This window comes from Bradyrhizobium sp. WSM4872 (assembly GCF_055811715.1).
On the sequence record NZ_JBVVPT010000023.1, the window covers coordinates 15,424 to 41,306 of the forward strand.

Genomic DNA, 25,883 nt, shown 5'->3' on the forward strand with positions numbered 1-25,883 from the left:
CCAGCTGGCGGCTCCAGGCGGGGGCGGCCGAGTTCCCCAGGACTACCCCCGAAGTGTTGGGCGGCCTGGCACAACCCGCGCCCCCCCTTTTCTATTGCCCGGGGTCCCCCGCCTGCCCATCAGCCTTTCCCCGCTCGCGAGAGACAAGGTCCGGTCTTCTTGCTAGGTTCGGCGGGATGAGCCTTTCCCTCCACCCCGACACCCCGCAGGCCAGGGCGCTGCCCAACGCGTCGCCGGTTGCCGTCGCGTCCGGCACGACGCCAGGGCAGGGGATCAGGAGCCGGCTCTTCACGAAATATGTCGCGCTGTTCGTGGCTGTCGTCGCGATCGCGCTGCTGGCCAACGGGCTGTTCGAGGTCCTCTTCTACTATCGCGAGCACAAGGCCGCGCTGATCCGGGTTCAGCATGAACAGGCGGAGGCGGCCGCGGCCAAGATCGGTCAGTTCGTCAAGGAGATCGAGAGCCAGCTCGGCTGGACCACGCAGCTGCCCTGGTCAGCGGGCTCGATCGAGCAGCGCCGGTTCGATGCGCTGCGGCTGCTGCGCCAGGTCCCTGCGGTCACCGAGCTCGCCCAGGTCGATGCGACCGGCAGGGAGCGGCTGCGGGTCTCGCGGCTCGCCATGGACGCGATCGACAGCGGGATTGACCTGTCGGACGATCCGAAGTTCACCGAGGCGGTCGCGCACAAGGTTTTTTACGGTCCGGTCTATTTCCGCAGGGAATCCGAGCCGTACATGACCCTGGCGCAGGCCGGGTCGCGCAAGGATGCCGGCGTCAGTATCGCGGAGGTCAATCTCAAGCTGATCTGGGACGTCGTGTCCCAGATCAAGGTCGGCGAGCACGGACATGCCTATGTAGTCGGTCCGGAGGGACGCCTGATCGCGCATCCCGATATCAGCCTGGTCCTGCGCAACACCGATATGTCTGGTCTCAGCCAGGTGCGCGCCGCGCTTGCCGGAGGCAGCGCCACGCTCGACGCGCTTTCCGAAGCGCGCAATCTCCAGGGACGGAAGGTGCTGACCGCGTCGGCCCCCATCGCGCCGCTGCACTGGACCATGTTCGTCGAGCTCCCCGTCGAGGAGGCCTATGCGGCGCTCTATGCCGCGTTGGAACGGCTTGCATTCGTGCTGCTCGCGGCGTCGATCTTCGCGGTGCTTGCCGGGATATTCCTCGCGCGCCGCATGGTCGGGCCGATCCAGGCGCTGCGGAGCGGCGCCGAGCGCATCGGCAGCGGCGATTTCTCCCAGCGCATCTCGATCAGAACCGGTGACGAGCTCGAGGGTCTCGCAGACCAGTTCAACCACATGGGCGAGCGCCTGCAGGAATCGTATGCAGACCTCGAGAACAAGGTGGAGCAGCGGACCGCAGAACTCCGGCAATCTCTCAACGATCTTCGTACCGCGCAGGACCGCCTGATTCAGACCGAGAAGCTCGCGTCCCTCGGCCAGCTCACGGCGGGGATCGCGCACGAGATCAAGAACCCGCTCAATTTCGTAAACAATTTCTCGGCGGTGTCGACGGAACTGATCGACGAGCTCAACGAGGCCCTTCAAGGGGCCTCGCTCGACGGCAAGACAAAGGAGGAGGTCGAGGAGCTGACTGGCATGCTGAAGAGCAACCTCGAAAAAGTGGTACAGCATGGCAAGCGCGCCGATTCCATCGTCAGGAACATGCTGCTGCATTCGCGCGAAGGCTCCGGCGAGCATCGCCCCAGCGATATCAACGCGATCCTGGAGGAGAGCCTCAATCTCGCCTATCACGGCGCACGTGCCGAACGGCCCAGCTTCAATGTCACGATCGAGCGCGGCTTCGACCCCGCCGCAGGCATGGTCGATGTCTATCCGCAGGAGATTACGCGCGTCTTCCTCAATCTGATCTCGAACGGCTTCTACGCCACTGCCCAGCGCAAGGAGAGCGCCGCAGACGCCTTCGAGCCCACCTTGCGCGCGGCAACCAAAACTATCGGCGACAAGGTCGAGATCCGCATTCGCGACAACGGTACCGGCATCCCGTCCGAGGTGAAGGAGAAGATGTTCAATCCTTTCTTCACCACCAAGCCGGCCGGCGAGGGCACCGGCCTTGGCCTTTCCATGAGCCATGACATCGTCGTGAATCAGCACGGCGGTACGATCGACGTGAACACCGAGCCCGGTGTGTTCACCGAGTTCATCATCACCCTGCCGCGCATGATGGCGGCGGGCGACACTTCCGGAGGCAAGACTTGAACGTTTACATCCTGGTCGTCGATGACGAGCCCGACGTCGAGGCGCTGTTCCGGCAGCAGTTTCGGCGCGATTTGCGCGCCGGCCGCTTCCAGATGGAATTCGCGCCTTCCGCACCCGATGCGCTGAAGCTCGCCGCGGAGGTTCGCGATCCCTCGTTGATCCTGATTCTGTCCGACATCAACATGCCCGGCATGAGCGGGCTCGACATGCTGCCGAAGGTGCGTGACGCGCATCCGGACGTTCCCGTCATCATGATCACCGCCTATGGCGATGCCGAGACGCGTCGGAAGGCGATCGAGCGCGGCGCAGTCGGACTTCTCACCAAGCCGATCGATTTCGCGCTGCTGCGGCAGGAAATCGACACGAGGCTCGGGCAAGCCGCATGACCGCGACCATCCTTTTCGTCGACGACGAGCCGGATCTCGAGGCGTTGGTCCTGCAAAAATTCCGCAAGCAGATTCGCGATGGGTTGGTGACCATCATGTTCGCCCGCGACGGCCTCGAAGCGCTGCAGTCGCTCGAGCAGAACCCGCATGTCGACATGGTGGTCTCCGACATCAACATGCCCAGGATGGACGGGCTGTCGCTGCTGGCGAAGCTCCAGGAAGCCGAAGACAAGAAGTCCACCATCATCGTCTCGGCCTATGGCGACATGAGCAATATTCGCACTGCCATGAACCGCGGCGCGTTCGACTTCCTGACCAAGCCGATCGACTTCGCCGACCTGGAGACGACGATCCAGAAGACCATCCGCCATATCGAAATGCTGCGTGAGGTGCGAGGCCGCCAGGCGGAGGCAGAGCGCGCCCATGCCGCGCTCTCGCGTCATTTCTCGCCCGAGCTCGCCAAGCGTCTGGCGGCCAACGGTGAGAGCGAGGGAATCGAAGTGCAGTGGCGCGATATCGCGACCATCTTCACTGACATTACCGGCTTCACCTCGCTGGTCGAAACTGCGCCGCCGGAGACGCTGGGTGCGCTTCTCAACGAATATGTCGGCGGCATGACCGAAATCGTCTTCGCGCATGAGGGGACGGTTGCCAAGATCATCGGCGATGCGATCCAGGTGCTCTTCAACGCGCCCGGCGATCAGCCCGACTATGCGACGCGCGCGGTCGCCTGTGCGCACGATCTCGACGTCTGGGCGGAGGATTTTTCCGCGCGCTGGAAAGCGAGAGGCGTGAATTTCGGCGCCACCCGCATCGGCATTCACGCCGGGCCGGCGCTGGTCGGAAATTTCGGCGGCAACCGGTTTTTCGACTACACCGCGTATGGCGACTCCATCAACATCGCGGCGCGGCTGGAAGCCGCGAACAAGCATCTGGGCACGCGGATTTGCGTCAGTGCCGGCATCGCCGAGGCGGCCGAGAATTTCCGGGGTCGCCCTGTCGGTGAGCTGACGCTGCGCGGACGCAGCGAGCCGTTGCGCGCGTTCGAGCCACTGACGCCGGCCCAATTCGCTGCGCCGGAAACGGCGCTGTATTCCGAGGCGTTTGCCAAGATGGAAGCCGGGGATGCCGCCGCCATGCCGGCCTTCGCCGCGCTGGTTGGAATGCATGCCGGCGATTCCCTGGCTGGCTTTCACCTGAAGCGCCTGCTTAACGGCGCCAAGGGCATTCGCATGCAACTGGAATAGGAGTCCGACATGATTGGTGAATTCTCCACCGGCAATTACCGTTTCATTCCGTCCGTATTCCAGTATTCGGCCGGTGCGGCCGCGAATGACGGCTATGAGATCGAGCGCGTCCGCTTCGACCGCCTGGTGCCGCTTGCGGAAGGGTTTGCACTTGCCGCGAAGTATATTCAGGAGGCGGGGCGGCCGCTCACGGCGTTCTGCGCCTGCGAACTGCGCTCGCCCGCGGCCTTCAGCGAGGAAGGCTTTCGCGCGTTCAACCTGCACTATGTGAAGACGTTGTCCGAATGGAACATCTTCGACGGCACCACCAATCCTGTGGCGCGCAGCAATGTCTGTCCGGAGATCGATCCACCCGCCGAGCCGTCGTTCTACGCGTTCTCCTTCACGCGGCCGACAAGCTCGAAGACGCCGAGCTTCGTGATATCAGGCGGCGCCGAGGCGCGCGAGGGCAATGGGACCTATGTCGAGCGCACCGTGCGCTACCGCGACCTCAGCCCGGACGGCCTTCGCGAGAAGGTGCGCTTCACGACGACCTCCCAGATGGAGAACAGGATGACGGCCTTCGGCTTCGGCTGGAAGGACACGACCGGCGTGCAGGCCTATTCCGTGCACGACTTCCACCACGCGCTGGTCGACGAACTCGTCCGCCGCGGGGCGTTGCGGTCCGGCCTGACCTGGCACTATGCCCGGCCGCCTGTGGTCGATCTCGAATACGAGATGGATTGCCGCCGGGTGATGCGGGAGACCGTGATCTAGCTAGACCAAGGACCGGTGAGATCAGGCTCGTTTGCTGCAACGGGGGAGGTGTGCTCCCTCTCCCGCTTGCTGGGGAGGGTATTTCCGCAATCGAGAACCCCCAAAAGGAGAGAGCCCTCACCCGGCGCGTTGCGCCGACCTCTCCCGCAAGCGGGAGAGGTGCACCGAGCCCGGAGCCGCTCAATTCAACCTATTCTCATTCCGCTCTAGCGCTGCCTTGGATCGAGCGCGTCTCGCAGGCCGTCGCCGAGCAGGTTCAGCGACAGCACCACGAGGAAGATCGCTAGCCCCGGCCAGATCGCCATCCAGGGCGCCTGGGTCAGGAAGCGCTGCGCTGCATTGAGCATGCTGCCCCAGGATGGCGCCGGCGGCTGCTGGCCGAGGCCAAGGAAGGACAGCGCAGCTTCGGCGATGATGGCGGCCGCAATCGACAGCGTGGCCTGCACCAGCAGTGCGGGCAGGATGTTCGGCAGGATATGCGAGAACGCGATTCGCCACGGCGGATTGCCGAGCGCGCGCGCCGCCTCGACATAGTCCTCGGCCTTGACGTTCAGCACCTGGCCGCGGGTCAGGCGGATGAAGATCGGGGTTGCCGAGATGCCGATCGCGATCATGGCGTTGCCGAGGCTCGGACCGAGGAATGCGGCGAGCGCGATTGCCAGGATCAGGAATGGGCAGGCCAGCATTGCGTCGGTCATCCGGCTGATCAGCGCATCGACGAAGCCGCCGCGATAGCCGGCAAGCAGGCCGAGCGGAACGCCGACGCCCAGCGCGATCGCGACCGAGATGAGGCCCGCGAGCAACGACGCCCGGGCACCGTAGACGACGCGGCTCAGGATGTCGCGACCGAGCTCGTCGGTGCCGAACCAGTGCGCCGCCGTGGGCGGCTTGCGGACCAGGCTCCAGCTCGTCGCGATGGGATCGTAGGGCACGACGAGCGGCGCGAGAGCCGCGAAGCCGACGAACAAACTGATCATGACAAGTCCGAACACTGCGGCCTTGCGTTTGAACAGGCGCCGCCGGGCGCGACGCGCCGGGCTGTCCAGCTCGTCAGCTTGCGCGACGAGAGCAGCGGGCAGGACGGCATCGGTCATGTGTCTAGCCCCGCAGCCGTGGATTGACGAGGATGTAGGCGATATCGGCAACCAGGTTCAACGTGATGTAGACCGTCGCCGTCACCAGCACGACGCCCTGTACGACCGCGTAGTCGCGGTTGAACACGGCGTCCACGATCAGTTTGCCGAAGCCGGGAATGGAGAAGATCTGCTCGGTCAGGACCGCTCCCGACAATAGCGTGCCGAGCTCGAGCGCGCCGAGCGTGATGATCGGCGTGAGTGCGTTGCGCATGGCGTGCTTGAGGATGACCGAGCGTTCGGACAATCCCTTGGCGCGCGCGGTGCGGACGTAGTCGCTTTCCAGCACCTGCAGCATGGCGCTCCGGGTGTGCCGCATCAGGACCGCGGAAATCGCGTTGCCGAGCACGAAGGCCGGCATGATGGTGGCGGCGAGGCTCGCACGCCAGTTCTCGGTCAGCGGCACGTAGCCGGACGCCGGCAGCCAGCCGAGTTCGATCGAGAACAGGAAGATCAGCATGATGCCGAGCCAGAAATTCGGCGTCGAGATGCCCCACAGCGCGAACAAATTGGCGCCGTAGTCCCAGACGGTGCCCTTCTTCACGGCGGAGACGATGCCGGCGGGAATACCGATCAGGAGCGCGATCAACATTGCCATCGAGCCGAGCTGGAGCGTCACCGGCAGCTTCTGCGCGATCAGCTCGCGCACCGGCATCTTGTTGCGGAGCGATTCACCGAAATTTCCGGTCAGGACTCCCTTGAGCCAGTAGACGTACTGCACGGGAATCGGCTGATCGAGCCGGTATTGCTGGCGAATCTGCTCGATCACGGCGGGGTCGCGCTCCTCACCGGCCATCACCAGCGCCGGATCACCCGGCAACAATTGCTGGAGCGAGAAGATCAGCACCGACACGAAGAACAGTGTCGGCACGATCTGCACAATGCGGCGGGCGAGGAAGTTCAGCATGGCGCCGGCCGCGTGTCAGGCGACGCCGTGCTCACTTGAACTTCAGCCCGACCACGCGCACGAGGCCATCTGGCACCTGCTTATAGCCCTGGAGCTTGGTCGTGTGCGCGATCAGGAGCGTGCGGTGATAGATGTATATGATCGGCAGGTCGTCGAGCAGGATCTTGTTCAGCTTGGCGTAGATCGCCTTCCGCTCCTCGACGTTGGATGTCGCCCTTCCTTCTTCCAGCAGCTTATCGGCCTCCGGATTCGAATAGACGCCATCGTTCTGCGGTGCCTTGCTGCGCATGAAGATGTAGGAGTTGCCGTCCGGATCGATACGGCCGCTCCAGTTGATCTGGAAGATCTGGAACTCGCCGGCCTGGGCCTGCTTGAAGGTGGTCGCGAATTCGACCGCGCGGATCTTGATGTCGAAGCCCGCTTCCGCGGCCATCGACTGGATCACCTGGGCAACCGCTTCGTTCTCCGCGCCCTTGGGAATCATGTAATCGATCGTTATCGGCGTGGTGACGCCCGCCTCCTTCAGCAGCGCCTTCGCCTTTGCGACGTCGCGGCCACGGACCGGAAAGGCCTTCTGGTAATAGGGATGGGTCGGGCTGACCCACTGGTTGCCGGGCGTGAACTCGCCGTTGAAGACGACTTGATTGAGAGCTTCGCGATCGATCGACAGATCGAGCGCTTGGCGCACTTTCGCCGACTGGCTGAGCGGCCCTTTCGCTTTGTCGTTGCCGATATTGACGGTCAGGCCATAATAGCCGAGCTCGGGCGCCGTCGACAGCACGAGCCGCGAATCTGCACGCACATCCTTGATGTCGGTGGCGAGCACGCGCTCGATCAGATCGAGCCCGCCGGACTTCAGGTTGGCAAGGCGCACCGTGGCATCGACGATCGGCAGGAACACCACGCGGTCGATATGGATGTTGTCCTTGTTCCAGTAGTCCGCGAATTTCTCGAAGACCATGCGGTCCTGCTGCACGCGCTCGACGAACTTGTAGGGACCGGCGCAGACCGGATGCAGGCCGAACTTGTCGCCGGCTTCCTTCGCGGCCTTCGGTGAGACCATCATGCCGGAGCGATCAGTCAGCTGGGCGATCAACGGGGAGTAAGGCGTCTTGAGCACCAGCTTGATGGTCAGAGGGTCTACGACTTCCACATGGTCGACGCTCGCGAGCTCGGACTTGCGGAACGAGGTCGGCAGCGTCATATGGCGCTCGATCGAGAACTTTGCAGCTTCCGCGTCGAGCGGCTCGCCGTCGTGGAATTTCACGTTGGGCCGCAGCTTGATCGTCATCTCCTTGCCGTCGGCCGACGTCTCATGCGACAGCGCGAGCTGCGGCACGATGTTGAGCTTCTCGTCGATGTCGAACAGCTTGTCGCAGAAGGCAGAGAACACGATGCGGCCGACATAGGTGCGGCCGATGCTGGGATCGAGGATGTCAGGATCCTCGGCGATGCCGATGCGAAGCGTGCTCTGGGCCTGGGCCTGGGCCGCGCCTGCGAGCGACGTCAGCAATGCCGACGCCAGGAGTGCCAAACGCATAGGACTCATCGCTCTCAACCTCTGTTTTGCGGCCATGCCGGGTTCGTCCCCAATGAACTAACCCCGCTGCCGCGGACTGTTTCCGGGCCGCCGCTGAAGGCGGCGACCAATTTTTCGAGAACCGGGGAGAAGCCGCCGTCCGTTGGGACGATCGCCTCGGACGACGGCAGTTCCGACCTTCGGTGGCATGCCGTTGCATGTCCGATGCCATCCTGCACGAGCTGAGGCATTTCGCTGCGGCAACGGTCGACCACGTAGGGGCAGCGGGTGTGAAAGCGGCATCCCGGCGGCGGATTGAGCGCGCTGGGGATCTCTCCCTGCAGCACAATCCGGCTGCGCTTTGCCCGCGGTTTAGGCACCGGGATGGCGGACAATAGAGCCCGGCTGTAGGGATGACGCGGTGCGGCGAACAGCGCGTCCGCCGCCGCCGTTTCGACGATCTGGCCGAGATTCATCACCGCCACGTGGTCGGCGATGTGCTTGACCACCGCGAGGTCGTGCGAAACGAAAATGTAGGCCAGCCCAAGCCGGTCCTGGAGCTCGCGCAGCAGATTGAGGATCTGCGAGCGGATCGAGACGTCGAGCGCCGAGACCGGCTCATCGCAGATGATCAGTTTCGGCTCGACCGCGAGCGCGCGGGCGATGGCAATGCGCTGGCGCTGGCCGCCGGAAAATTCGTGCGGGTAACGCCGCGCCAGCCGCGGCTCCAGCCCGACCAGCCGCAAGATCTCCTCGATGCGTTCGCGCCGCCGGGCGGGCGGCACCAGATCGTGCAGAGCCAGCGGCTCGGTCAGGATCTGGCCGACGGTCATGCGCGGATTGAGCGAGGCGTAGGGATCCTGGAAGATGATCTGGGCCTCGCGGCGAAAGGCGCGCAGCGCGCCGGCGTCGAGCGACAGCAGATCGCGGCCTTCGAAACGGATCGTGCCTGCATCCGGCTCGATCAGCCGCAGTACCAGGCGGCTGACGGTGGACTTGCCGCAGCCGGATTCACCGACCAGCGCCAGCGTCTTGCCGGCAACGAGCGAGAAGGAAACGCCATCAACGGCTTTGACATGCGCCAGCGCCCGGCCGAACAGCGAACGCTCGGCGACGAAATGCTTGACCAGGCCGTGGACCTCGAGCAGAGCCATCACGACACCAGACGTTGGAGCGGCGCGCGGATGCAGCGCGAGAGGTGGCCGGGACTGACTTCGACCAGCGGCGGCGGCGCCTTGGTGCAGGCGTCCAGCACGAAGGGGCAGCGTGCGGCGAAGCGACAGCCCGCGGGCGGCTGCGCCATGTTCGGCACCATGCCCTCGATCGTGGCGAGCTGTTCGGCACGATGGTCGAGCCGCGGAATCGAGCCGAGCAGGCCGACGGTGTAGGGATGCTGCGGCGCCGAGAACAACTCGTCCACCGGCGCGCGCTCGACGATCTCGCCGGCATACATCACCGCGACCTCGTCGCAGACTTCGGCGACGACGCCGAGATCGTGGGTGATCAGGATGATGGCCGCGCCGCTCGCCGCCTTCAACTCGCGCATCAGCTCCAGGATCTGCGCCTGCAGGGTGACGTCGAGCGCGGTGGTCGGTTCGTCTGCGATCAGCAGCCGCGGGTCGCAGGCCAGCGCCATCGCGATCATGACGCGCTGGCGCATGCCGCCGGAGAGCTTGTGCGGATATTCGTCGATCCGCCGCTCGGGCGAGGGGATGTGGACGCGACGCAGCAGATCGATCGCCCGCTCGCGCGCACTCCTGCGTGAACCGCCGCGATGGCGCAAAATCGTCTCGACGATCTGATCGCCGATGGTGAAGCTCGGATTGAGCGAGGTCATCGGCTCCTGAAAGATCATGGCGAGCCGGTTGCCGCGAAGGTCGCGCAGCGTCTGGTCCGACGTCTTGAGCAGGTCGAAACCGTCGAAGCGGATCGCGCCGGAGATTTCCGCGCTCTGCTTAGGCAGCAGGCCCATGATCGCCAGCGACGTCACGCTCTTACCGCAGCCGGATTCACCAACGAGGCCGAGCGTCGCGCCATTGGCGACGCTGAGATCGACACCGTCGACCGCGTAGGTGACGCGGCCGTCGTCGCCGTGAAAACGTATGCGCAGATCGCTGATCTCGATGAGGGGGCTCGGGTTCATGATCGGTTTGCGCGCGCTGCGGCGATGCTGGCGTCGATGACACTGCGATCGGTGTTGCCGGCCGGGTTCTGCCGCGTCGGCATGGAGGCGCGGAAGTGGACCCAGAGCTCGTGGCTGACCCGCTCGAGCCGCTCGAGCTCACCAAGTGGATCGGGATGATCGTCGGCGCGGATGTCCAGCGCCGGCCATTCCTCCTCGCCGTGGATCAGGAGCGCGGCGGACTGCTTGCCGCGCTTGTCGCCGCCGGCGGCTTCGCCCGCGCGCATCGCGGCGAGCAGGCGGCGCGGGAAGGGCAGACTGTCATTGGCGATATAGGTTTTTGCGGTCTCCTCGAGCACATCGGCGCCCGCGAGCATGTTGCCGGCGATCGAGAAGCCGCTGCCCGCAATGTGCCCGCACCAATCCACGCAGTCGCGACCGGTATGCGCAGCAATCGCGCCGCTCGCGTCCATGATGTGGATCTGGCGGCTCTCGCGGCCGTCGTCGGTGGCGAGCAGGGCAGCCAGCACGTCGTGCGCATTGAGACCTTCACGCAGCAGCTTGACGCCGTCGATGCCGTAATAGGGATTGACGAAAGCCTGCGTCGCGATGGCGCCAAGGCCCGCCGCGATGTAGGGGACACGCGCGCCGACGGCGAAGAACCGCGTGGCAACGGCGATGCCGAACTGGCCGGTAGCAGAATCGCGCGCGATGATCGACCAGGTCATGTGCTGCCTTTAGCGCCCTGCGGCGTAGCCCTGCATGCCGCGCGGATTGGCGGCGGCGCGGCGGCGCGGACCGACGCGCGAGGCCGCAGTAAGACGGCCTTCCGACCAGTCCGGTCCAACCTCGACGATATGTCCGCGTTCGCGAAGATTCTCGATCGTCGCCTTCGGCACACGGTTTTCGACCACGAGCACGCCGGGGCGCGCGGTGCGGGGCCAGAACGAGATCGGGAAATGCTCGGAGTGCCAGGCCGGGGCGTCGATGGCTTCCTGAAGATTCAGATTGCAATGGACGTGCCGCAGGAAAAACTGCGTGATCCATTGGTCCTGCTGGTCGCCGCCGGGCGAGCCCCAGGCGAGATAAGGCTCGCCGTCCCGCAACGCCATGCTCGGCGACAGGGTCGTGCGCGGCCGTTTGCCCGGCGCGAGCGAGCTCGGTTGATTCTCTTCCAAATCGAACATTTGTGCGCGGCTGCCGAGGCAGAAACCCAGCTCGGGAATGACAGGTGAGGATTGCAGCCAGCCTCCCGACGGCGTCGACGACACCATGTTGCCGGCCTTGTCGATAATGTCGAAATGCACTGTGTCGCCGCGCACCTCGCCGAAGCGCCCCACGGTTGGTTCGCCGGCGCCGAGCGCGCCGACGGCCTCGCGTTGGCCTTCGGCGCGGCGCAACTTGACCACGCCGCCGAAGCCCTCGACCGCGCCAGGCCGGAGATCGAGCGAAGCTTTCTCGGTCACCAACTTGCGACGTTCGTCGTTGTAAGCATCTGACAGCAGCGTCGCGATCGGGATCTCGCTGAACCTGGGATCGCCGTAGAATTTTTCGCGGTCGGCGAAGGCGAGCTTGGCGCATTCGATCTGGAGATGGATGAATTCCGGCCCCGTCGGGTCGAGCCCATCGAGGGCAAAGCCCTTCAGCAGCGCGAGCTGCTGCAGCGTGACCGGCCCCTGGCTCCAGACCCCGGCCTTGCAGACAGTGTAGCGGCCATAATCGTAGGTGAGCGGGGCCTCGACCGTCGGCTGCCAGCGCGCCATGTCATCGGCCGACAGCACGCCGCGGTGCGGCGAGCCGCTGACGTCCATCACCTCCTGGGTCCGGCAGAATTTGTCGATGGCTTCCGCGACGAAGCCCTGCGACCACGCCTTGCGCGCGCGCTCGATCTCGGCATCGCGGCCGCCGCCGCCGCCGCCGCTTTCGGCTTCACTCAGAATTCGTGCGTAGCTCGCTGCAAGTGTCTTGTTGGTGAAGAGCATGCCGGGCTTTGGCACTTCGCCGTTCGGGAGATAGACGGCGGCTGACGTCGGCCAGTGCTTGCGGAATAATTGCTCGACGGTCTGGATCGTGGCGCAGGCGCGCTCGACCAGCGGATAGCCGTCGCGCGCATAGGAGATCGCCGGCTCCAGTACGTCGCGCAGGCGCATCGTGCCGTAGTCACGCAGCAGCATCATCCAGGATTCGAAGGTGCCGGGAACGCAAGCCGCGAGCAGGCCGGTGCCGGGCACCATATCGAGGCCTTCGCTCTTGTAATGCGCGATGGTGGCGCGGGCCGGTGCCGGACCCTGGCCGCAGATCACCTCGGTGCGGCCGCGCTTCACGTCGTGCACGATGATCGGAACGTCGCCGCCTGGGCCGTTCAGATGCGGCTCGACCACCTGGAGCGTGAAAGCGGTGGCGACGCCGGCGTCAAAGGCATTGCCGCCCTTTTCCAGGATGGCCATGCCGATAGCGGTCGCGATCCAGTGCGTGGTCGCGACGACGCCGAAGGTGCCTTCGATCTCGGGGCGTGTCGTGAAGGGATCGGGATTGACGATGCTGGCCATGGACTACCTCATTTGCGGCGCGCGCAATTGATCACAGGGCCAGGCCGCCGCCAAATGCGCAGGCTGCATGGCACGCGCGCGTCACGCCGGTACCGGCGCGGTGTTGACCGCATGGCAGGCGACGCCGTCGATCAATTCAGGTGCTTCCTTGCGGCAGAGATCGAACGCCAGCGGGCAGCGCGGATTGAAGGCGCACCCAGGCGGCGGATTGATCGGGTTCGGGATCTCGCCCTTCACGGGAACGCGCTGGCGGCCGCTCATGGCAAGATCGGGCACGGCGCCGAGCAGCATCTTGGTGTAGGGCATGCGAGGACGAGCAAACAGCTCACGTCCTTCCGCGATCTCGACAATGCGGCCGAGATACATCACGCCGACGCGGCTCGCCATGTGGCGGACCACGGCGAGGTTGTGGCTGATGAACATGTAGGTCAGACCGAACTTGTCCTGGAGGTCGCGCATCAGGTTCAGGATCTGCGCTTGCACGGAGACGTCGAGCGCGGAGGTCGGCTCGTCGCAGACAATGAACTCTGCGTCGGAGGCGAGCGCGCGAGCGATCGCGATTCGCTGACGCTGACCGCCCGAGAATTCGTGCGGAAATTTCAACCTGTCGTCGGGATGCAGGCCGACGAGGGTGAGCAGCTCTCCGACGCGGGCCTGGATGTCGCGCTCGCCCTCGATCAGGTCGAACGCGCGGATCGGCTCGGAGATGATGGCGTCGACCCGGAAGCGTGGGTTCAGGCTCGCATAGGGATCCTGAAAGATCATCTGGATGCGGCGGCGCAGTTTCCGCCGCGCCTGGGCCTGCCTCGGGTCGGTCATCGAGACGCCGTCGATCAGGACGTCGCCGGAGCTCGGCGGCAGCAGGCCCACGACCATCCGTGCGACCGTGGTCTTGCCCGAGCCGGACTCGCCGACCAGCGCGAAGGTCTCACCCTTCCTGATGTCGAAGGTGACGCCGTCGACGGCTTTGAGGTATTCGAGATGGCCGCCCTCGAGCACGCGGTTAAGCCAGGGTTTCGAGACGTCGAACACGCGCCGCAGATTTGTGGCCTGGACGAAGGAAGTGCTCATGCCGCGCTCTCCGCCGGCACGCTGTCATAGAGGTGGCAGGCGACGGATTGCGTGCCGCGCTGCAGCGGCTCCGGCCGCTCCACGCGACACCGGTCGAATGCGAACGCGCAGCGCGGATTGAACGAGCAGCCGCGCGGGATCGCCGACAGGCGCGGCATGGAGCCGGGGATCTGCACCAGACGCTTGTCGTCGCCTGCAAGGGTCGGGATCGCGCCCATCAGGCCCTTGGCATAAGGGTGCAGCGGGTTCCTGACCACGTCCTGCACCGGACCGATCTCGGCGACGCGGCCGGCATACATCACCGCGACGCGGTCGGACGCCTCCGCGATGACGCCCATGTCGTGGGTTACCAGCATCACGGCGGTGCCGTGGTCGTATCCTAGCCGCTTGATGAGCGAAATAATTTGCGCCTGTACGGAGACATCGAGCGCGGTGGTCGGCTCGTCCGCGATGATCAGCTCCGGCTCGGCGCAGATCGCGAGCGCAATCACCACGCGCTGGCGCATGCCACCGGAGAATTCGTGGGGATAGCCGTCAATGCGCTTTTCGGGCGCGGGGATTCCGACTTCGGCGAGCAGGTCGATCGCCCGGCGGCGCGCGGCGGTCTCGGAGAGGTTCAGATGGGTTCTGATCGTCTCGATCAGCTGATCGCCGACGCGATAGAGCGGATTGAGCGATGTCAGGGGATCCTGGAAGATCATGCCGATCCGTTTTCCCCGGATACGGCGCAGCTCCTCCGCCGGCAAGTTGTCGATGCGCAGGCCCGCAAGACGAATCTCGCCGCCGGCGATGCGGCCGGGCGGATCGATCAGGCCGATCACAGCCAAGCCCGTGACGGACTTGCCGGCGCCGGATTCGCCGACCACGCCGAGTACCTCGCCCTTGGCGATGTCGAAGGAGACGCCATCGATGGCGCGTAGCGTGCCGCGGCGGGAGGCGAACTCGACCTGAAGATTACGCACGGAGAGGATGGGGTCGATCATGAGCGAGACGCTCTCATCCGAATTTTGCTTATGCAAGTTTTGCTCATCGAAATTTTGTCATCGGAGCTTCGGGTTGAGCGCGTCGCGCAGCCAGTCGCCGAGCAGGTTGATCGACAGGATCAAGGCGGCGAGCGCGATACCGGGAAAGGCCACAATCCACCATTCGCCCGCGAACAGGTAGTTGTTGCCGATGCGGATCAATGTGCCGAGCGAGGGCATTGTGTCGGGCAGGCCGACGCCAAGGAAGGACAGCGTCGCCTCGGTGATGATGGCGAGCGCGAGGTTGATCGTGGCGATGACCAGGATCGGACCCATTGTGTTTGGCAGCACATGGCGGAACATGATCTTTGGCGCGGGAAGGCCGATCAATTGCGCGGCAGCCACGTAATCCTTGTTCTTCTCGACCATCACGGAGCCGCGTACCGTCCGTGCATAGCCAACCCAGAAACTCAGGCCGATCGAGATCACCAGCACGATCAGCATGCTGGTTGCATCCAGCCGGTTGCCGAGGATCGATTTCGCGATGCCGTTGACCAGCAGCGCGATCAGAATGGCGGGGAAAGTGAGTTGCACGTCTGCAATCCGCATGATCACGCCGTCCACCGCGCCGCCGAAATACCCGGCGACCAGGCCAAGCGCGATGCCGAGCGCGCCCGCGAAGATCACGCCGGCCACGCCGACAGCGAGCGAGATGCGCAGCCCGTAGAGAATGGCGGAGAACACGTCGCGGCCCTGCTCGTCGGTGCCGAGCAGGAACGGGCTCTGCCCCTCGGCGGTCCAGAGCGGTGAGATCCTGGAATTCATCAATTGGAGCTGTGCCGGATCGAAAGGGTCCTGCACCGCGAGCGCGGAGGCAAAGATCGCGAGCAGGAAGAACAGCACGGTAATGGTTGCCGCCACCATGGTCAGCTTGGACCGGCGAAACGAATAGAAGACGTCGCTGTCGAGTGCGCGGCTGAACCAGCTACGGGCGGCATGCGTCGGCAGCGTGCTCGGCTTGTCGGGATTGGAGGCGACCACTTCGGACATACAGGCTGCCTTATGTGGCGCGGCCGACGGTCGCGCGCAGGCGCGGATCGACGACGGTGTAGAGGATGTCGACCACCAGATTGATGGTGACGAAAATCAGCGAGACCATCAGCAGGTAGGCGGCCATAATCGGGATATCGACGTTTTGCACGGCCTGCACGAACAGAAGTCCCATGCCGGGCCACTGGAACACTGTTTCGGTGATGATCGAAAATGCAATAACCGAGCCAAACTGCAGTCCGGCCACCGTGATCACGGGAATCAGCGTGTTCTTTAGCGCGTGGCCGAAATGAATGGCCCGGGTTGTCAGCCCGCGGGCGCGGGCAAAGCGGATATAGTCGGTCCGAAGCACTTCCAGCATCTCCGCGCGTACCAGCCGCATGATCAGGGTCATCTGGAACAGGCCGAGCGTGATCGAGGGCATGATCAGCGCCTTCAGGCCCGACAATGTGAGCAGGCCCGTGGTCCACCAGCCGAGCTTGACGACTTCCCCGCGGCCGAACGAGGGCAACCAGCCCAACGTCACCGCAAACAGATAGATCAGAAGGATGCCGATCAGGAAAGTTGGCAGCGAGATGCCGATCAGCGAAACCGCCTGGAATAATTTGGCGAGCAAGGTGTCGCGCCTGAGCGCCGAATAGACGCCCATCAGGATGCCGGAGACCATTGCAAATACGGTCGCGCAGATCGCAAGTTCCAGCGTTGCGGGCATACGCTCCATCAACAGCGTCGAGACCGGCTGGCGGAATTGATAGGAGACGCCGAACTTGAATTGCGCGGCATCGGCGAAATAGCGCACGAACTGCACCGGCACAGGGTCATCGAGACCTAGTGACTTGCGCACGGCGGCGCGTTCGGCCGCCGGCGTATCGAGCGAGACGATCTGGTTGATGGGGTCGCCGGCGAAGCGGAACATCGAGAACGCGATGATGCCGACGGCGAACATGACGCCGATGGCCTGAACGGCCCGGCGAAGAGTGAAAGCGAGCATGCCTTCCACTTTCCTTGAGTGTGCGTCTGGCCGACGTCTTTGTCAGCCGGAAAAGGACAAGGTCCCGGTAGCCTGACGCTGCCGGGACCTCGTGTTCAACTGACGCTATTCCTTCTTGGTCGCCCAGTGAAACATGACCAGATTGTCGGCGCGCTGCGGCAGGTTGACCTTCTTCGATACGCCCCAGGCCAGCGCCTGCTGATGCAGCGGAATATAGGCCCAGTCCTTGATGCTGATCTCATACGCCTGCTTGATCAGCTGATTGCGTTTGGCGGTGTCGGTTTCGACCAGCACCTTGTCGGTGATGGCGTCGAATTCCTTGTTGCAATAGCCGCCGAGATTGGCCTCGCCGCGCGATGATTTCGCATCGTCGCGACAGCCCATGATGTCGTAGAGCACGTTATGGGAGTCCATCGTGCTCGGCGTCCAGCCCAGCATGTAGAACGAGGTCTGATAGCCGCCCTGCTTCAACACCTTGGCGAAGTATTGCGCCTTGGGCTGCGCCAGCAGATTGATCTTGACGCCGATGCGGGCAAGCATGCCCACGACGGCCTGGCAGATCGCGGCGTCGTTGACGTAACGGTCGTTCGGGCAATCCATGGTGACCTCGAAGCCTTCGGGGTACCCGGCCTCGGCCAGGAGCTTCTTGGCACCATCTGGATCGAATTTCGGCCGGGTGAACTCCTTCGACAGCACGAACAATTCCGGAGCGATCATCAGCGCCGAGGGCGTCGACAGCCCGCGCATCACCCGCGTCTTGATCAGCTCGATGTCGATCGCTTTGTAGAAGGCTTCGCGGACCTTGGCGTCCTTGAACGGGTTCTTGCCCTTGATGTTGGAGTAGAGCAGCTCGTCACGCGTCTGATCGAATCCGATGAAGATGGTGCGGAGCTCCGGAGCCTTCAGCACCTGGGCATTCGGGCTTGCATCAACGCGGGAGATGTCCTGGATCGGCACCGGCTCGATGACGTCGACCTCGCCCGAAAGCAGCGCAGCGACACGGGTGGCGTCGGAGGCGATCGGGGTGAAGATGATCTCCTTCAGGTTGCCTTCCATCTTGCCCCAGTAATCGGGGTTGGCCTTGAACACGGTCTTCACGCCGGGCTGATGGCTCTCGATGATGAAGGGACCGGTACCGTTTTCGTGCAGCGAGGCGTAGCTCGGCGAGGTCGCGGACACCGGCGTCGGCTCGACGGCCTTGTTCTCCTCAGCCCACTTCTTGTCCATGATGTACCACACGTCCCATGCCGAATGCAGGATGGGATTGGGCGAGGGCAGGACGAAATCGACCGTGTAGTCGTCGACCTTGACGACCTTGACGTTGGGCGCCAGGCGGGTCTGCATGTTCGAGTTCTTGTTGCGAACACGGTCGGCGGAGAACAGCACGTCGTCGGCGGTGAAGGGGTCGCCGTTGTGGAATTTGACGCCCTTGCGCAAATGGAAGCGCCAGCGGGTCGGCTCCGGAGTTTCCCAGCTCTCCGCCAGCGCCGGAATGATCTTGAGATCCTTGTCGCGCGCGGTGAGGCCCTGATAGACGTGACCGAGATGGGCGTGGGTGGTGGACTCGTTCAGGGAGTAGGGATCAAGCGACTTCAGGTCACCCTGGTTGGCATAGCGCAACGTCTGGCTCGACGCGGGCGACATCGTCAACGCAAGCATACCGGCGAGCGTCGCCGCAATCAGAGTTCGACCGACTGACATTCTTGATCCTCTCAACTCGGCCGCGCCGTGATTTTTGATTGTTCGGCGGGGCGTCCCAATCCATGTTGCCCAGAGTTCTCGACCCGTGCAAGCGCCATTCCAGCAAGGAACGCGCCAAGTTGCACCGCTGTGCAGCAATGCTGACCGGCATTGACGGGTGGATGGGCGCGGACGCGGCCGATTTTGATTGACCATATGCGCCGATCGCGGAAGCCGAAGCACCGCGACCGGCCTCAGGTCGCTTGCGTTGCACACCGTCTCGCGGCGATACTGCGGCCGGGCGCTCGAATCTCATCTGGAGGGGACATGAAGGTTAATATCGAAATCGACTGCACCCCCCTCGAAGCCCGTCAGTTCATCGGATTGCCCGATCTGGCACCGATGCAGACGGCGGTGATGGACAAGCTGCAGCAGCAGGTCTTGAGCAACATCGACAAGGTCTCGCCGGAGTCGCTGATCCAGAGCTGGTTCACCTTCGATCCCAAGCTGGCCGAACGGTTTCAGGACATGTTCGTCACCATGGCCGGCCTGGGCGGCACGCGCAGCGGCGACAAGAAGAAATAATGCCGCCGGGTCCGGACGGGCCGCAGACCCCAGGCCGGCTTCGTCCGCCCGGCCTTGCTTTGCTGCTCGCCGAAGCCCGTGGGTTGCTCGAACTCAACGCCAGCTTGTTGCTGTCGCCGGTCCTGATGCGGGCCCCCAAAGGCGATGGTCATCCGGTGCTGGCGCTGCCTGGCTTCCTCGCCAGCGACCTCTCGATGGCGCCGATGCGACGCTATCTCAGCGAGCTCGGCTATGAGGCACATGCCTGGCGGATGGGTCGCAATTTCGGCGGGTTCGGACGGATGCGGGATTCATTGCGCGCCCGTCTCGCCGAAATCCATGCTGCGAGCGGACGCAAGGTCAGCCTGGTGGGCTGGAGCCTCGGCGGTGTCTATGCACGCGATCTCGCGCTGCAGGCGCCCGACTTGGTCCGCAATGTCATCACGCTCGGCAGCCCTTTTGCCAATGACATAAGAGCGACCAATGCGACGCGGCTCTACGAGATGATGTCCGGCGAGCGTGTCGAGGATTTCGTCAAGCTGCGTGAGGCGATCGCCGGCGATCTTCCGGTACCGGCGACGTCGATCTATTCGCGCGCCGACGGCATCGTGAACTGGCGGACCTGCCTGCTGCGTCCCTCCGACCGCGCCGAGAACATCGAGGTGCACCTGGCGAGCCATATCGGGCTTGGGGTGAATCCCGCAGCGCTATGGGCCGTGGCGGACCGCCTTGCGCAACCGGAGGGGGAGTTCTGGCCATTTGACAGGGCGGGGCCGTTTGCCATTGCATATGCCCCGCCGGAACAGGCAGTATCGGCCTGACGAGAAGCGCCGCCTAAGGCGCCCGTCAAATACTCGGGAGGGAACTATGGCTGACGGTAAGAAACTGTCGTCGCTGGATGCGTCGTTTCTCTATCTGGAAACGCCTGAAATGCCGATGCATGTCGGGAGCATGGCGATCTTCCGCCTGCCGGACGACTACAAGGGCGACTTCTTCGAAGATTTCAAGGCGATGATCGTCTCGCGCCTGCACATCGCGCCGATCCTCAAGGCGCGACTGGAGAAGGCGCCGCTCGATATCGATCATCCCTCCTGGGTCGAGGACGATCAGTTCGACATCGACCGTCACATCTTCCGCGCCAGCCTGCCGCAGCCGCGCGACCGCGCCACGCTCGAACGCATCGTGGGCTGGATGCACGCCAAGCTCTTGAATCGCGCCCGCCCGCTCTGGGAGTTCTACGTGTTCGAGGGCATGAAGGACAACGAGGTCGGACTTTATTCGAAGATGCATCATGCCGCCATCGACGGCGGCGCCGGCGCGGCGCTGACCAACATGATCTACGATATCTCGCCGATCCCGCGGAAGGTCGATCCGCCGACCGCGGGAGCGAAGCCCGGGCAGGAGCCGCGCGACATCGCAGCGAACCTGGTCGATTCCTACCAGCAGCTCTTCACCCAGCCGCTCGATGCATCGGCGGCCGCGAAGAACCTGCAGCTGCCGCGCACCGGCAAGAGCGACATCGGTTCGATCCTGTTCGACAATGCGATGTACCAGATCGAGAGTGCGGTGCGCTTTGCCGGCAACATCCCGACCATGGTCAAGAGCGTCTCGGACGTGCTCGGCAAGATATCCGATCCAAAATCGCGCGAGAGCCTCGCCAGCATGGTGTCCCCGCCGACCATGCTCAACAAGTCGATCTCGTCCGAGCGCAGTTTCGCCGGCGTCTCGATCTCGCTGTCGCGATCCAAGGCGCTGGCCAAGCAGGCCGGCGGCAAGCTCAACGACGTCGTGCTGGCGCTCGCCTCCGGTGTGGTCCGGCGCTACCTCCAGCAATATGCCACGCTGCCGGCAAAATCGTTGACGGCCGCGGTGCCGATCTCGCTACGCGAAGAGGGCAACACCGAGGCCAACAACCAGGTGTTCGGCATGATCTGCTCGATCGCGACCAACATCGACGATCCCAAGGAGCGGCTGCAAGCCATTATCGCGCAATCGACCAAGTCCAAGGAGATGTCGCATCCGCTGCGGGCACTGATGCCGCAGATATCCAATATCTCGATGCTGGGCGCGCCGATCGTCGTGCAGATCATGGCGCTGCTCTACAGTCGCTCCGATTTGTCGGACGTGTTGCCGCCGGCTGCGAACATCACGGTGTCCAACGTACCCGGGCCGCGGCAGACGCTTTACGCTGCGGGCGCGGAGCTGCTGCACATCTTCCCGGTGTCGATCTCGACACACGGACAGGCGCTCAACATCACCGTGCAGAGCTATCGCGACCAGCTCGATTTCGGCTTCATCGTCGGCGCCAACATCATTCCGCACGTGCAGGTGATGTGCGACATGCTGCCGGAAGAGTTCGCCGCGCTGGAGGCGGCCTATGCTTTGCCCGCTGCGGACATCAAGGGCGCCGCTGAGTAGGAATGTCCCGATGATTGAAATGCCACCGCTCCGGTTCGTGCAGACGAACGGAATCCGCATGGGCTATTACGACGCGGGCCCGGTCACAGACAAGCCGCCGATGGTGCTGTGCCATGGCTGGCCCGAACTCGCATTTTCCTGGCGCCACCAGATCAAGGCGCTGAGCGAGGCCGGCATCCGCGTGATCGCGCCGGACCAGCGCGGCTACGGCGCGACCGACCGGCCCGAGCCGGTCGAGGATTATGACATGGAGCATTTGACCGGCGATCTGGTCGGGCTGCTCGATCATCTCGGGATCGATAAGGCGATCTTTGTCGGCCACGACTGGGGCGGATTCGTCGTCTGGCAGATGCCGCTGCGGCATCCTTCGCGCGTCGCCGGTGTGGTCGGCGTCAACACGCCGCATTGGGACCGCGCGCCGATCGATCCGATCTCGCTGTTCCGCCAGCGCTTCGGCGATCAGATGTACATCGTCCAGTTTCAGGATCCCGCGCGTGAGCCGGACAGGATCTTCGGCAGCCGCGTCGAGCAGACGTTCGACGCGTTCATGCGCAAGCCGCTGGCGCGGCCGGCGGAAAAACCGGAGGGGCCGCCGATCGCGGGTGTCGGCGCCTCGTCGAAGACCAATCTGGCATTCCCGCAGATGATCGCAGCCTACGATGCAAAGCACGATCCGCGTACGCCGATCCTGTCGGCCGACGAGAAGAAGGTGTTCGTCGATACGTTCACGAAAACCGGCTTCACCGGTGGCATCAACTGGTATCGCAACTTCACCCGCAATTGGGAGCGCGCCAAAGGTTTGGACCATCACGTGCACGTGCCGTCATTGATGATCATGGCGGAGAACGATGCCGTGCTGCCGCCGTCGGCGGCCGACGGCATGGAGACGCTGGTATCTGACCTGGAGAAATATCTGGTGAAGGACAGCGGGCATTGGACGCAACAAGAGAAGCCGGATGAGGTCAGCGCGAAACTGATCGAATGGCGTAGAAGGCGATTTGGCTAGCTCGCAACGACGACGTTGAATACCGAGGCAGGGGAAGCACTTTTAATGTCATCGAAGAACCGTCTGGATCCGATCCCGCAGCCCCCGACCAAGCCGGTGGTCGGCAACATGCTGTCGCTGGATTCGGCCGCGCCGGTGCAGCATCTGACCCGGCTTGCCAAGGAGCTGGGGCCGATCTTCTGGCTCGACATGATGGGCTCGCCGATCGTGGTCGTCTCCGGCCACGATCTCGTCGACGAGCTGTCGGACGAGAAGCGTTTCGACAAGACGGTGCGCGGTGCATTGCGACGGGTGCGCGCGGTCGGCGGCGACGGCCTGTTCACGGCCGACACCAGGGAGCCGAACTGGAACAAGGCGCACAACATCCTGCTCCAGCCCTTCGGCAACCGCGCCATGCAATCCTATCATCCGAGCATGGTCGATATCGCCGAGCAGCTCGTGGGCAAATGGGAACGGCTCAACGCTGACGACGAGATCGACGTCGTCCACGACATGACGGCGCTGACGCTGGATACGATCGGGCTGTGCGGCTTCGACTACCGCTTCAATTCGTTCTACCGGCGCGACTACCATCCCTTCGTCGAGTCGCTGGTGCGCTCGCTCGAAACCATCATGATGACGCGTGGCCTGCCGTTCGAGCAGCTCTGGATGCAGAAGCGGCGCAAGACCATGGCCGAAGACGTCGACTTCATGAATAGGATGGTCGACGAGATCATTGCGGAGCGCCGCAAGGGAGGCGATGCCACCGACGACAAGAAGGATATGCTTGCGGCGATGATGACCGGGGTCGATCGCTCGACCGGCGAGCAGCTCGACGACGTCAACATTCGCTATCAGATCAACACGTTCCTGATCGCAGGCCACGAGACCACCAGCGGCCTGTTGTCCTGCACGCTGTATGCGCTGCTGAAACACCCCGACATTCTCAAGAAGGCCTATGACGAGGTCGATCGCGTCCTCGGTCCCAATGTCGACGTGCGTCCGACCTATCAGCAGGTCACGCAGCTCACCTACATCACGCAGATTCTCAAGGAAGCGCTGCGGCTATGGCCGCCGGCGCCGGCCTATGGCATCTCGCCGCTGAACGACGAGACCATCGGCGGCGGCAAGTACAAGCTCAAGAAGGGTACGTTCACCACCATCCTGGTGACCGCGCTGCATCGCGATCCCTCGGTCTGGGGTCCGAACCCGGACGCGTTCGATCCGGAGAATTTCAGCCGGGAGGCGGAAGCCAAACGGCCGATCAATGCCTGGAAGCCGTTCGGCAACGGCCAGCGCGCCTGCATCGGCCGCGGCTTCGCCATGCACGAGGCCGCGCTCGCGCTCGGCATGATCCTCCAGCGATTCAAGCTGATCGACCACCAGCGCTACCAGATGCATCTGAAGGAAACGCTGACGATGAAGCCGGAAGGCTTCAAGATCAAGGTCCGTCCGCGCGCCGATCGCGAGCGCGGTGCCTATGGCGGACCTGTGGCGGTGTCGTCGGCGCCGAAGGCCCCGCGTCAGCCCACCGCACGTCCCGGCCACAACACGCCGATGCTGGTCCTTTACGGCTCCAATCTCGGCACCGCCGAGGAGCTCGCGACGCGCATGGCCGACCTTGCCGAGATCAACGGCTTTGCCGTGCATCTGGGGCCGCTCGACGACTACGTCGGCAAGCTGCCGCGGGAGGGCGGCGTGCTGATCATCTGCGCCTCCTATAACGGCGCGCCGCCGGACAACGCGACGCAATTCGTCAAATGGCTCGGTGACGAGCTGCCGAAGGATGCGTTTGCCAATGTGCGTTACGCGGTGTTCGGCTGCGGCAACAGCGACTGGGCCGCGACCTACCAGTCGGTGCCGCGTTTCATCGATGAGCAGTTGTCGAAGCATGGCGCGCGCGCGGTCTATCCGCGCGGCGAAGGCGATGCGCGCAGCGATCTCGACGGCCAGTTCCAGAAATGGTTCCCAGCGGCCGCCCAGGTCGCGACCAAGGAATTCGGCATCGACTGGAATTTCACCCGTACCGCGGAGGACGATCCGCTCTACGCGATCGAGCCGGTCGCGGTGACCGCCGTCAACACCATCGTTGCCCAGGGCGGCGCGGTGGCGATGAAGGTGCTCGTCAATGACGAGCTACAGAACAAGGCTGGTTCCAATCCGTCAGAGCGTTCGACCTGCCACATCGAGGTGCAGCTGCCGTCCAACATCAATTACCGCGTCGGCGACCATCTGAGTGTGGTTCCGCGCAACGATCCGACGCTGGTGGATTCGGTCGCCCGTCGCTTCGGCTTCCTGCCGGCCGACCAGATCAGGCTTCAGGTCGCCGAAGGCCGCCGCGCGCAATTGCCGGTCGGCGATGCCGTGTCGGTCGGCCGCCTGCTCAGCGAGTTCGTCGAGCTGCAGCAGGTCGCGACGCGGAACCAGATCAAGATCATGGCCGAACACACGCGCTGCCCGGTAACCAAGCCGAAGCTGCTGGCCTTCGTCGGCGAGGAGCCCCAGCCGCTGGAGCGCTATCGCAGCGAGATTCTGGCCAAGCGGAAATCGGTGTTCGATCTGCTGCTCGAATATCCGGCCTGCGAATTGCCGTTCCACGTCTATCTGGAAATGCTCTCGCTGCTGGCGCCGCGTTATTATTCGATCTCGTCTTCGCCGTCGGTGGACCAGGTTCGTTGCAGCGTCACGGTCGGCGTGGTCGAAGGACCGGCCGCCTCCGGCCGCGGCACCTACAAGGGTATCTGCTCGAACTATCTCGCCAATCGACGCGCGGGCGACGTGATCCATGCAACCGTGCGTGAGACCAAGGCCGGCTTCCGGCTCCCGGACGATCCATCCGTGCCGATCGTCATGATCGGCCCGGGTACGGGACTGGCGCCGTTCCGGGGCTTCCTCCAGGAGCGCGCCGCGCGCAAGGCCAGGGGCGCCGCGCTCGGTCCGGCCATGCTGTTTTTCGGCTGCCGTCATCCCGATCAGGATTTTCTCTATGCGGACGAGCTGAAGGCGCTGGCGGCGAGCGGCGTCACCGAGCTGTTCACCGCGTTCTCGCGCGCGGAGGGCCCGAAGACCTATGTGCAGCACGTCCTCGCCGCCCAGAAAGACAAGGTCTGGCCGCTGATCGAGCGAGGCGCGATCGTCTATGTCTGCGGTGACGGCAGCAAGATGGAGCCCGACGTGAAGGCGGCGCTGGTCGCGATCCATCGCGAGAAGAGCGGCAGCGATGCCGCCGCGGCTGCCCGCTGGATCGAGGAGATGGGCGCCAAGAACAGGTATGTGCTGGACGTGTGGGCAGGTGGGTAGGCCGGCGGCCGGACGTGC

At 64.1% G+C, this 25,883-nt stretch carries 21 protein-coding genes; 9 read left to right on the forward strand and 12 right to left on the reverse strand.

What is annotated here, in order from left to right; all coding sequences use genetic code 11:
* The first annotated feature begins 176 nt into the window (after nucleotides 1-176).
* From AC0L3C_RS25880 to cnbZ, 4 genes are read left to right on the forward strand one after another with little or no spacing between them, the layout of a single operon-like run.
* On the forward strand, nucleotides 177-2,225 hold the full coding sequence (locus AC0L3C_RS25880) for a sensor histidine kinase (protein WP_473409349.1): 2,049 nt from the start codon (nucleotides 177-179) through the stop codon (nucleotides 2,223-2,225).
* A complete protein-coding gene (locus AC0L3C_RS25885; RefSeq protein WP_027516726.1) occupies nucleotides 2,222-2,611 on the forward strand; it encodes a response regulator in 390 nt (129 codons plus the stop codon). Before AC0L3C_RS25880 ends, AC0L3C_RS25885 begins: the two co-directional genes overlap by 4 nt.
* Nucleotides 2,608-3,858, forward strand: coding sequence for an adenylate/guanylate cyclase domain-containing protein (locus AC0L3C_RS25890; RefSeq protein ID WP_473264141.1), 1,251 nt, complete (start codon nucleotides 2,608-2,610; stop codon nucleotides 3,856-3,858). The genes AC0L3C_RS25885 and AC0L3C_RS25890 overlap by 4 nt, the downstream gene beginning before the upstream one ends.
* Before the next feature lie 9 nt (nucleotides 3,859-3,867).
* Nucleotides 3,868-4,614, forward strand: coding sequence for a 2-amino-5-chloromuconate deaminase CnbZ (cnbZ, locus tag AC0L3C_RS25895; RefSeq protein ID WP_473247592.1), 747 nt, complete (start codon nucleotides 3,868-3,870; stop codon nucleotides 4,612-4,614).
* A gap of 206 nt (nucleotides 4,615-4,820) precedes the next feature.
* On the opposite strand, the gene AC0L3C_RS25900 is transcribed toward cnbZ, so the two are convergent.
* From AC0L3C_RS25900 to AC0L3C_RS25955, 12 genes are all read right to left on the reverse strand, one after another.
* A complete protein-coding gene (locus AC0L3C_RS25900; RefSeq protein ID WP_007607862.1) occupies nucleotides 4,821-5,708 on the reverse strand; it encodes an ABC transporter permease in 888 nt (295 codons plus the stop codon).
* Nucleotides 5,709-5,712: 4 nt separating this feature from the next.
* On the reverse strand, nucleotides 5,713-6,654 hold the full coding sequence (locus AC0L3C_RS25905; protein ID WP_035974921.1) for an ABC transporter permease: 942 nt from the start codon (nucleotides 6,652-6,654) through the stop codon (nucleotides 5,713-5,715).
* 31 nt (nucleotides 6,655-6,685) lie between these two features.
* Nucleotides 6,686-8,203: an ABC transporter substrate-binding protein gene (locus AC0L3C_RS25910; RefSeq protein WP_473409298.1), complete on the reverse strand. Its 1,518-nt coding sequence runs from the start codon at nucleotides 8,201-8,203 to the stop codon at nucleotides 6,686-6,688.
* Between the two features lie 5 nt (nucleotides 8,204-8,208).
* Nucleotides 8,209-9,327 (reverse strand): ABC transporter ATP-binding protein, encoded by a 1,119-nt coding sequence (locus tag AC0L3C_RS25915; RefSeq protein WP_473409299.1) that lies wholly within the window; start codon nucleotides 9,325-9,327, stop codon nucleotides 8,209-8,211.
* The gene (locus AC0L3C_RS25920) at nucleotides 9,327-10,316 is read right to left on the reverse strand and encodes an ABC transporter ATP-binding protein (RefSeq protein ID WP_473409300.1); all 990 of its coding nucleotides are present in this window, start codon (nucleotides 10,314-10,316) and stop codon (nucleotides 9,327-9,329) included. The genes AC0L3C_RS25915 and AC0L3C_RS25920 overlap by 1 nt, the downstream gene beginning before the upstream one ends.
* On the reverse strand, nucleotides 10,313-11,023 hold the full coding sequence (locus AC0L3C_RS25925) for a DUF1028 domain-containing protein (RefSeq protein ID WP_473279499.1): 711 nt from the start codon (nucleotides 11,021-11,023) through the stop codon (nucleotides 10,313-10,315). The genes AC0L3C_RS25920 and AC0L3C_RS25925 overlap by 4 nt, the downstream gene beginning before the upstream one ends.
* Before the next feature lie 9 nt (nucleotides 11,024-11,032).
* The gene (locus AC0L3C_RS25930; protein WP_473409301.1) at nucleotides 11,033-12,844 is read right to left on the reverse strand and encodes a gamma-glutamyltransferase family protein; all 1,812 of its coding nucleotides are present in this window, start codon (nucleotides 12,842-12,844) and stop codon (nucleotides 11,033-11,035) included.
* 81 nt (nucleotides 12,845-12,925) lie between these two features.
* Nucleotides 12,926-13,915: an ABC transporter ATP-binding protein gene (locus AC0L3C_RS25935; RefSeq protein WP_473409302.1), complete on the reverse strand. Its 990-nt coding sequence runs from the start codon at nucleotides 13,913-13,915 to the stop codon at nucleotides 12,926-12,928.
* Entirely contained in the window at nucleotides 13,912-14,898 is a 987-nt protein-coding gene (locus AC0L3C_RS25940) for an ABC transporter ATP-binding protein (RefSeq protein WP_473409303.1), read from the reverse strand. Before AC0L3C_RS25940 ends, AC0L3C_RS25935 begins: the two co-directional genes overlap by 4 nt.
* Nucleotides 14,899-14,955: 57 nt before the next feature.
* Complete coding sequence (locus AC0L3C_RS25945) at nucleotides 14,956-15,927, reverse strand: ABC transporter permease (RefSeq protein WP_473279501.1); 972 nt, start codon at nucleotides 15,925-15,927, stop codon at nucleotides 14,956-14,958.
* Between the two features lie 10 nt (nucleotides 15,928-15,937).
* On the reverse strand, nucleotides 15,938-16,918 hold the full coding sequence (locus AC0L3C_RS25950) for an ABC transporter permease (protein ID WP_007607877.1): 981 nt from the start codon (nucleotides 16,916-16,918) through the stop codon (nucleotides 15,938-15,940).
* Between the two features lie 105 nt (nucleotides 16,919-17,023).
* Complete coding sequence (locus AC0L3C_RS25955; RefSeq protein ID WP_473279502.1) at nucleotides 17,024-18,619, reverse strand: ABC transporter substrate-binding protein; 1,596 nt, start codon at nucleotides 18,617-18,619, stop codon at nucleotides 17,024-17,026.
* 306 nt (nucleotides 18,620-18,925) lie between these two features.
* Between AC0L3C_RS25955 and AC0L3C_RS25960 the strand changes: the two genes are divergently transcribed.
* Genes AC0L3C_RS25960 through AC0L3C_RS25980 form a run of 5 tightly spaced genes read left to right on the forward strand, consistent with a single transcriptional unit; the run spans nucleotide 18,926 to nucleotide 25,865 of the window.
* The gene (locus tag AC0L3C_RS25960; RefSeq protein WP_007593837.1) at nucleotides 18,926-19,183 is read left to right on the forward strand and encodes a DUF6489 family protein; all 258 of its coding nucleotides are present in this window, start codon (nucleotides 18,926-18,928) and stop codon (nucleotides 19,181-19,183) included.
* Entirely contained in the window at nucleotides 19,183-19,983 is an 801-nt protein-coding gene (locus tag AC0L3C_RS25965) for an esterase/lipase family protein (RefSeq protein WP_473409304.1), read from the forward strand. The genes AC0L3C_RS25960 and AC0L3C_RS25965 overlap by 1 nt, the downstream gene beginning before the upstream one ends.
* A gap of 46 nt (nucleotides 19,984-20,029) precedes the next feature.
* Nucleotides 20,030-21,580 (forward strand): WS/DGAT/MGAT family O-acyltransferase, encoded by a 1,551-nt coding sequence (locus AC0L3C_RS25970; RefSeq protein WP_473264130.1) that lies wholly within the window; start codon nucleotides 20,030-20,032, stop codon nucleotides 21,578-21,580.
* 10 nt (nucleotides 21,581-21,590) lie between these two features.
* Nucleotides 21,591-22,586, forward strand: coding sequence for an alpha/beta fold hydrolase (locus AC0L3C_RS25975; protein ID WP_473409305.1), 996 nt, complete (start codon nucleotides 21,591-21,593; stop codon nucleotides 22,584-22,586).
* Nucleotides 22,587-22,631: 45 nt separating this feature from the next.
* Complete coding sequence (locus AC0L3C_RS25980; RefSeq protein WP_473409306.1) at nucleotides 22,632-25,865, forward strand: bifunctional cytochrome P450/NADPH--P450 reductase; 3,234 nt, start codon at nucleotides 22,632-22,634, stop codon at nucleotides 25,863-25,865.
* Nucleotides 25,866-25,883: the final 18 nt, after the last annotated feature.

Excerpts from the sequence above, each read along its gene's own strand:
- AC0L3C_RS25930 (WP_473409301.1), bottom strand. The coding sequence starts at position 12,844 with ATGGCCAGCATCGTCAATCCCGATCCCTTCACGACACGCCCCGAGATC.
- AC0L3C_RS25950 (WP_007607877.1), bottom strand. The coding sequence starts at position 16,918 with ATGCTCGCTTTCACTCTTCGCCGGGCCGTTCAGGCCATCGGCGTCATG.
- AC0L3C_RS25960 (WP_007593837.1), top strand. The coding sequence starts at position 18,926 with ATGAAGGTTAATATCGAAATCGACTGCACCCCCCTCGAAGCCCGTCAG.
- AC0L3C_RS25965 (WP_473409304.1), top strand. The coding sequence starts at position 19,183 with ATGCCGCCGGGTCCGGACGGGCCGCAGACCCCAGGCCGGCTTCGTCCG.
- cnbZ (WP_473247592.1), top strand. The coding sequence starts at position 3,868 with ATGATTGGTGAATTCTCCACCGGCAATTACCGTTTCATTCCGTCCGTA.
- AC0L3C_RS25980 (WP_473409306.1), top strand. The coding sequence starts at position 22,632 with ATGTCATCGAAGAACCGTCTGGATCCGATCCCGCAGCCCCCGACCAAG.
- AC0L3C_RS25890 (WP_473264141.1), top strand. The coding sequence starts at position 2,608 with ATGACCGCGACCATCCTTTTCGTCGACGACGAGCCGGATCTCGAGGCG.
- AC0L3C_RS25955 (WP_473279502.1), bottom strand. The coding sequence starts at position 18,619 with ATGTCAGTCGGTCGAACTCTGATTGCGGCGACGCTCGCCGGTATGCTT.
- AC0L3C_RS25925 (WP_473279499.1), bottom strand. The coding sequence starts at position 11,023 with ATGACCTGGTCGATCATCGCGCGCGATTCTGCTACCGGCCAGTTCGGC.
- AC0L3C_RS25915 (WP_473409299.1), bottom strand. The coding sequence starts at position 9,327 with ATGGCTCTGCTCGAGGTCCACGGCCTGGTCAAGCATTTCGTCGCCGAG.
- AC0L3C_RS25900 (WP_007607862.1), bottom strand. The coding sequence starts at position 5,708 with ATGACCGATGCCGTCCTGCCCGCTGCTCTCGTCGCGCAAGCTGACGAG.
- AC0L3C_RS25940 (WP_473409303.1), bottom strand. The coding sequence starts at position 14,898 with ATGATCGACCCCATCCTCTCCGTGCGTAATCTTCAGGTCGAGTTCGCC.
- AC0L3C_RS25975 (WP_473409305.1), top strand. The coding sequence starts at position 21,591 with ATGATTGAAATGCCACCGCTCCGGTTCGTGCAGACGAACGGAATCCGC.
- AC0L3C_RS25945 (WP_473279501.1), bottom strand. The coding sequence starts at position 15,927 with ATGTCCGAAGTGGTCGCCTCCAATCCCGACAAGCCGAGCACGCTGCCG.
- AC0L3C_RS25970 (WP_473264130.1), top strand. The coding sequence starts at position 20,030 with ATGGCTGACGGTAAGAAACTGTCGTCGCTGGATGCGTCGTTTCTCTAT.
- AC0L3C_RS25880 (WP_473409349.1), top strand. The coding sequence starts at position 177 with ATGAGCCTTTCCCTCCACCCCGACACCCCGCAGGCCAGGGCGCTGCCC.
- AC0L3C_RS25910 (WP_473409298.1), bottom strand. The coding sequence starts at position 8,203 with ATGAGTCCTATGCGTTTGGCACTCCTGGCGTCGGCATTGCTGACGTCG.
- AC0L3C_RS25935 (WP_473409302.1), bottom strand. The coding sequence starts at position 13,915 with ATGAGCACTTCCTTCGTCCAGGCCACAAATCTGCGGCGCGTGTTCGAC.
- AC0L3C_RS25905 (WP_035974921.1), bottom strand. The coding sequence starts at position 6,654 with ATGCTGAACTTCCTCGCCCGCCGCATTGTGCAGATCGTGCCGACACTG.
- AC0L3C_RS25920 (WP_473409300.1), bottom strand. The coding sequence starts at position 10,316 with ATGAACCCGAGCCCCCTCATCGAGATCAGCGATCTGCGCATACGTTTT.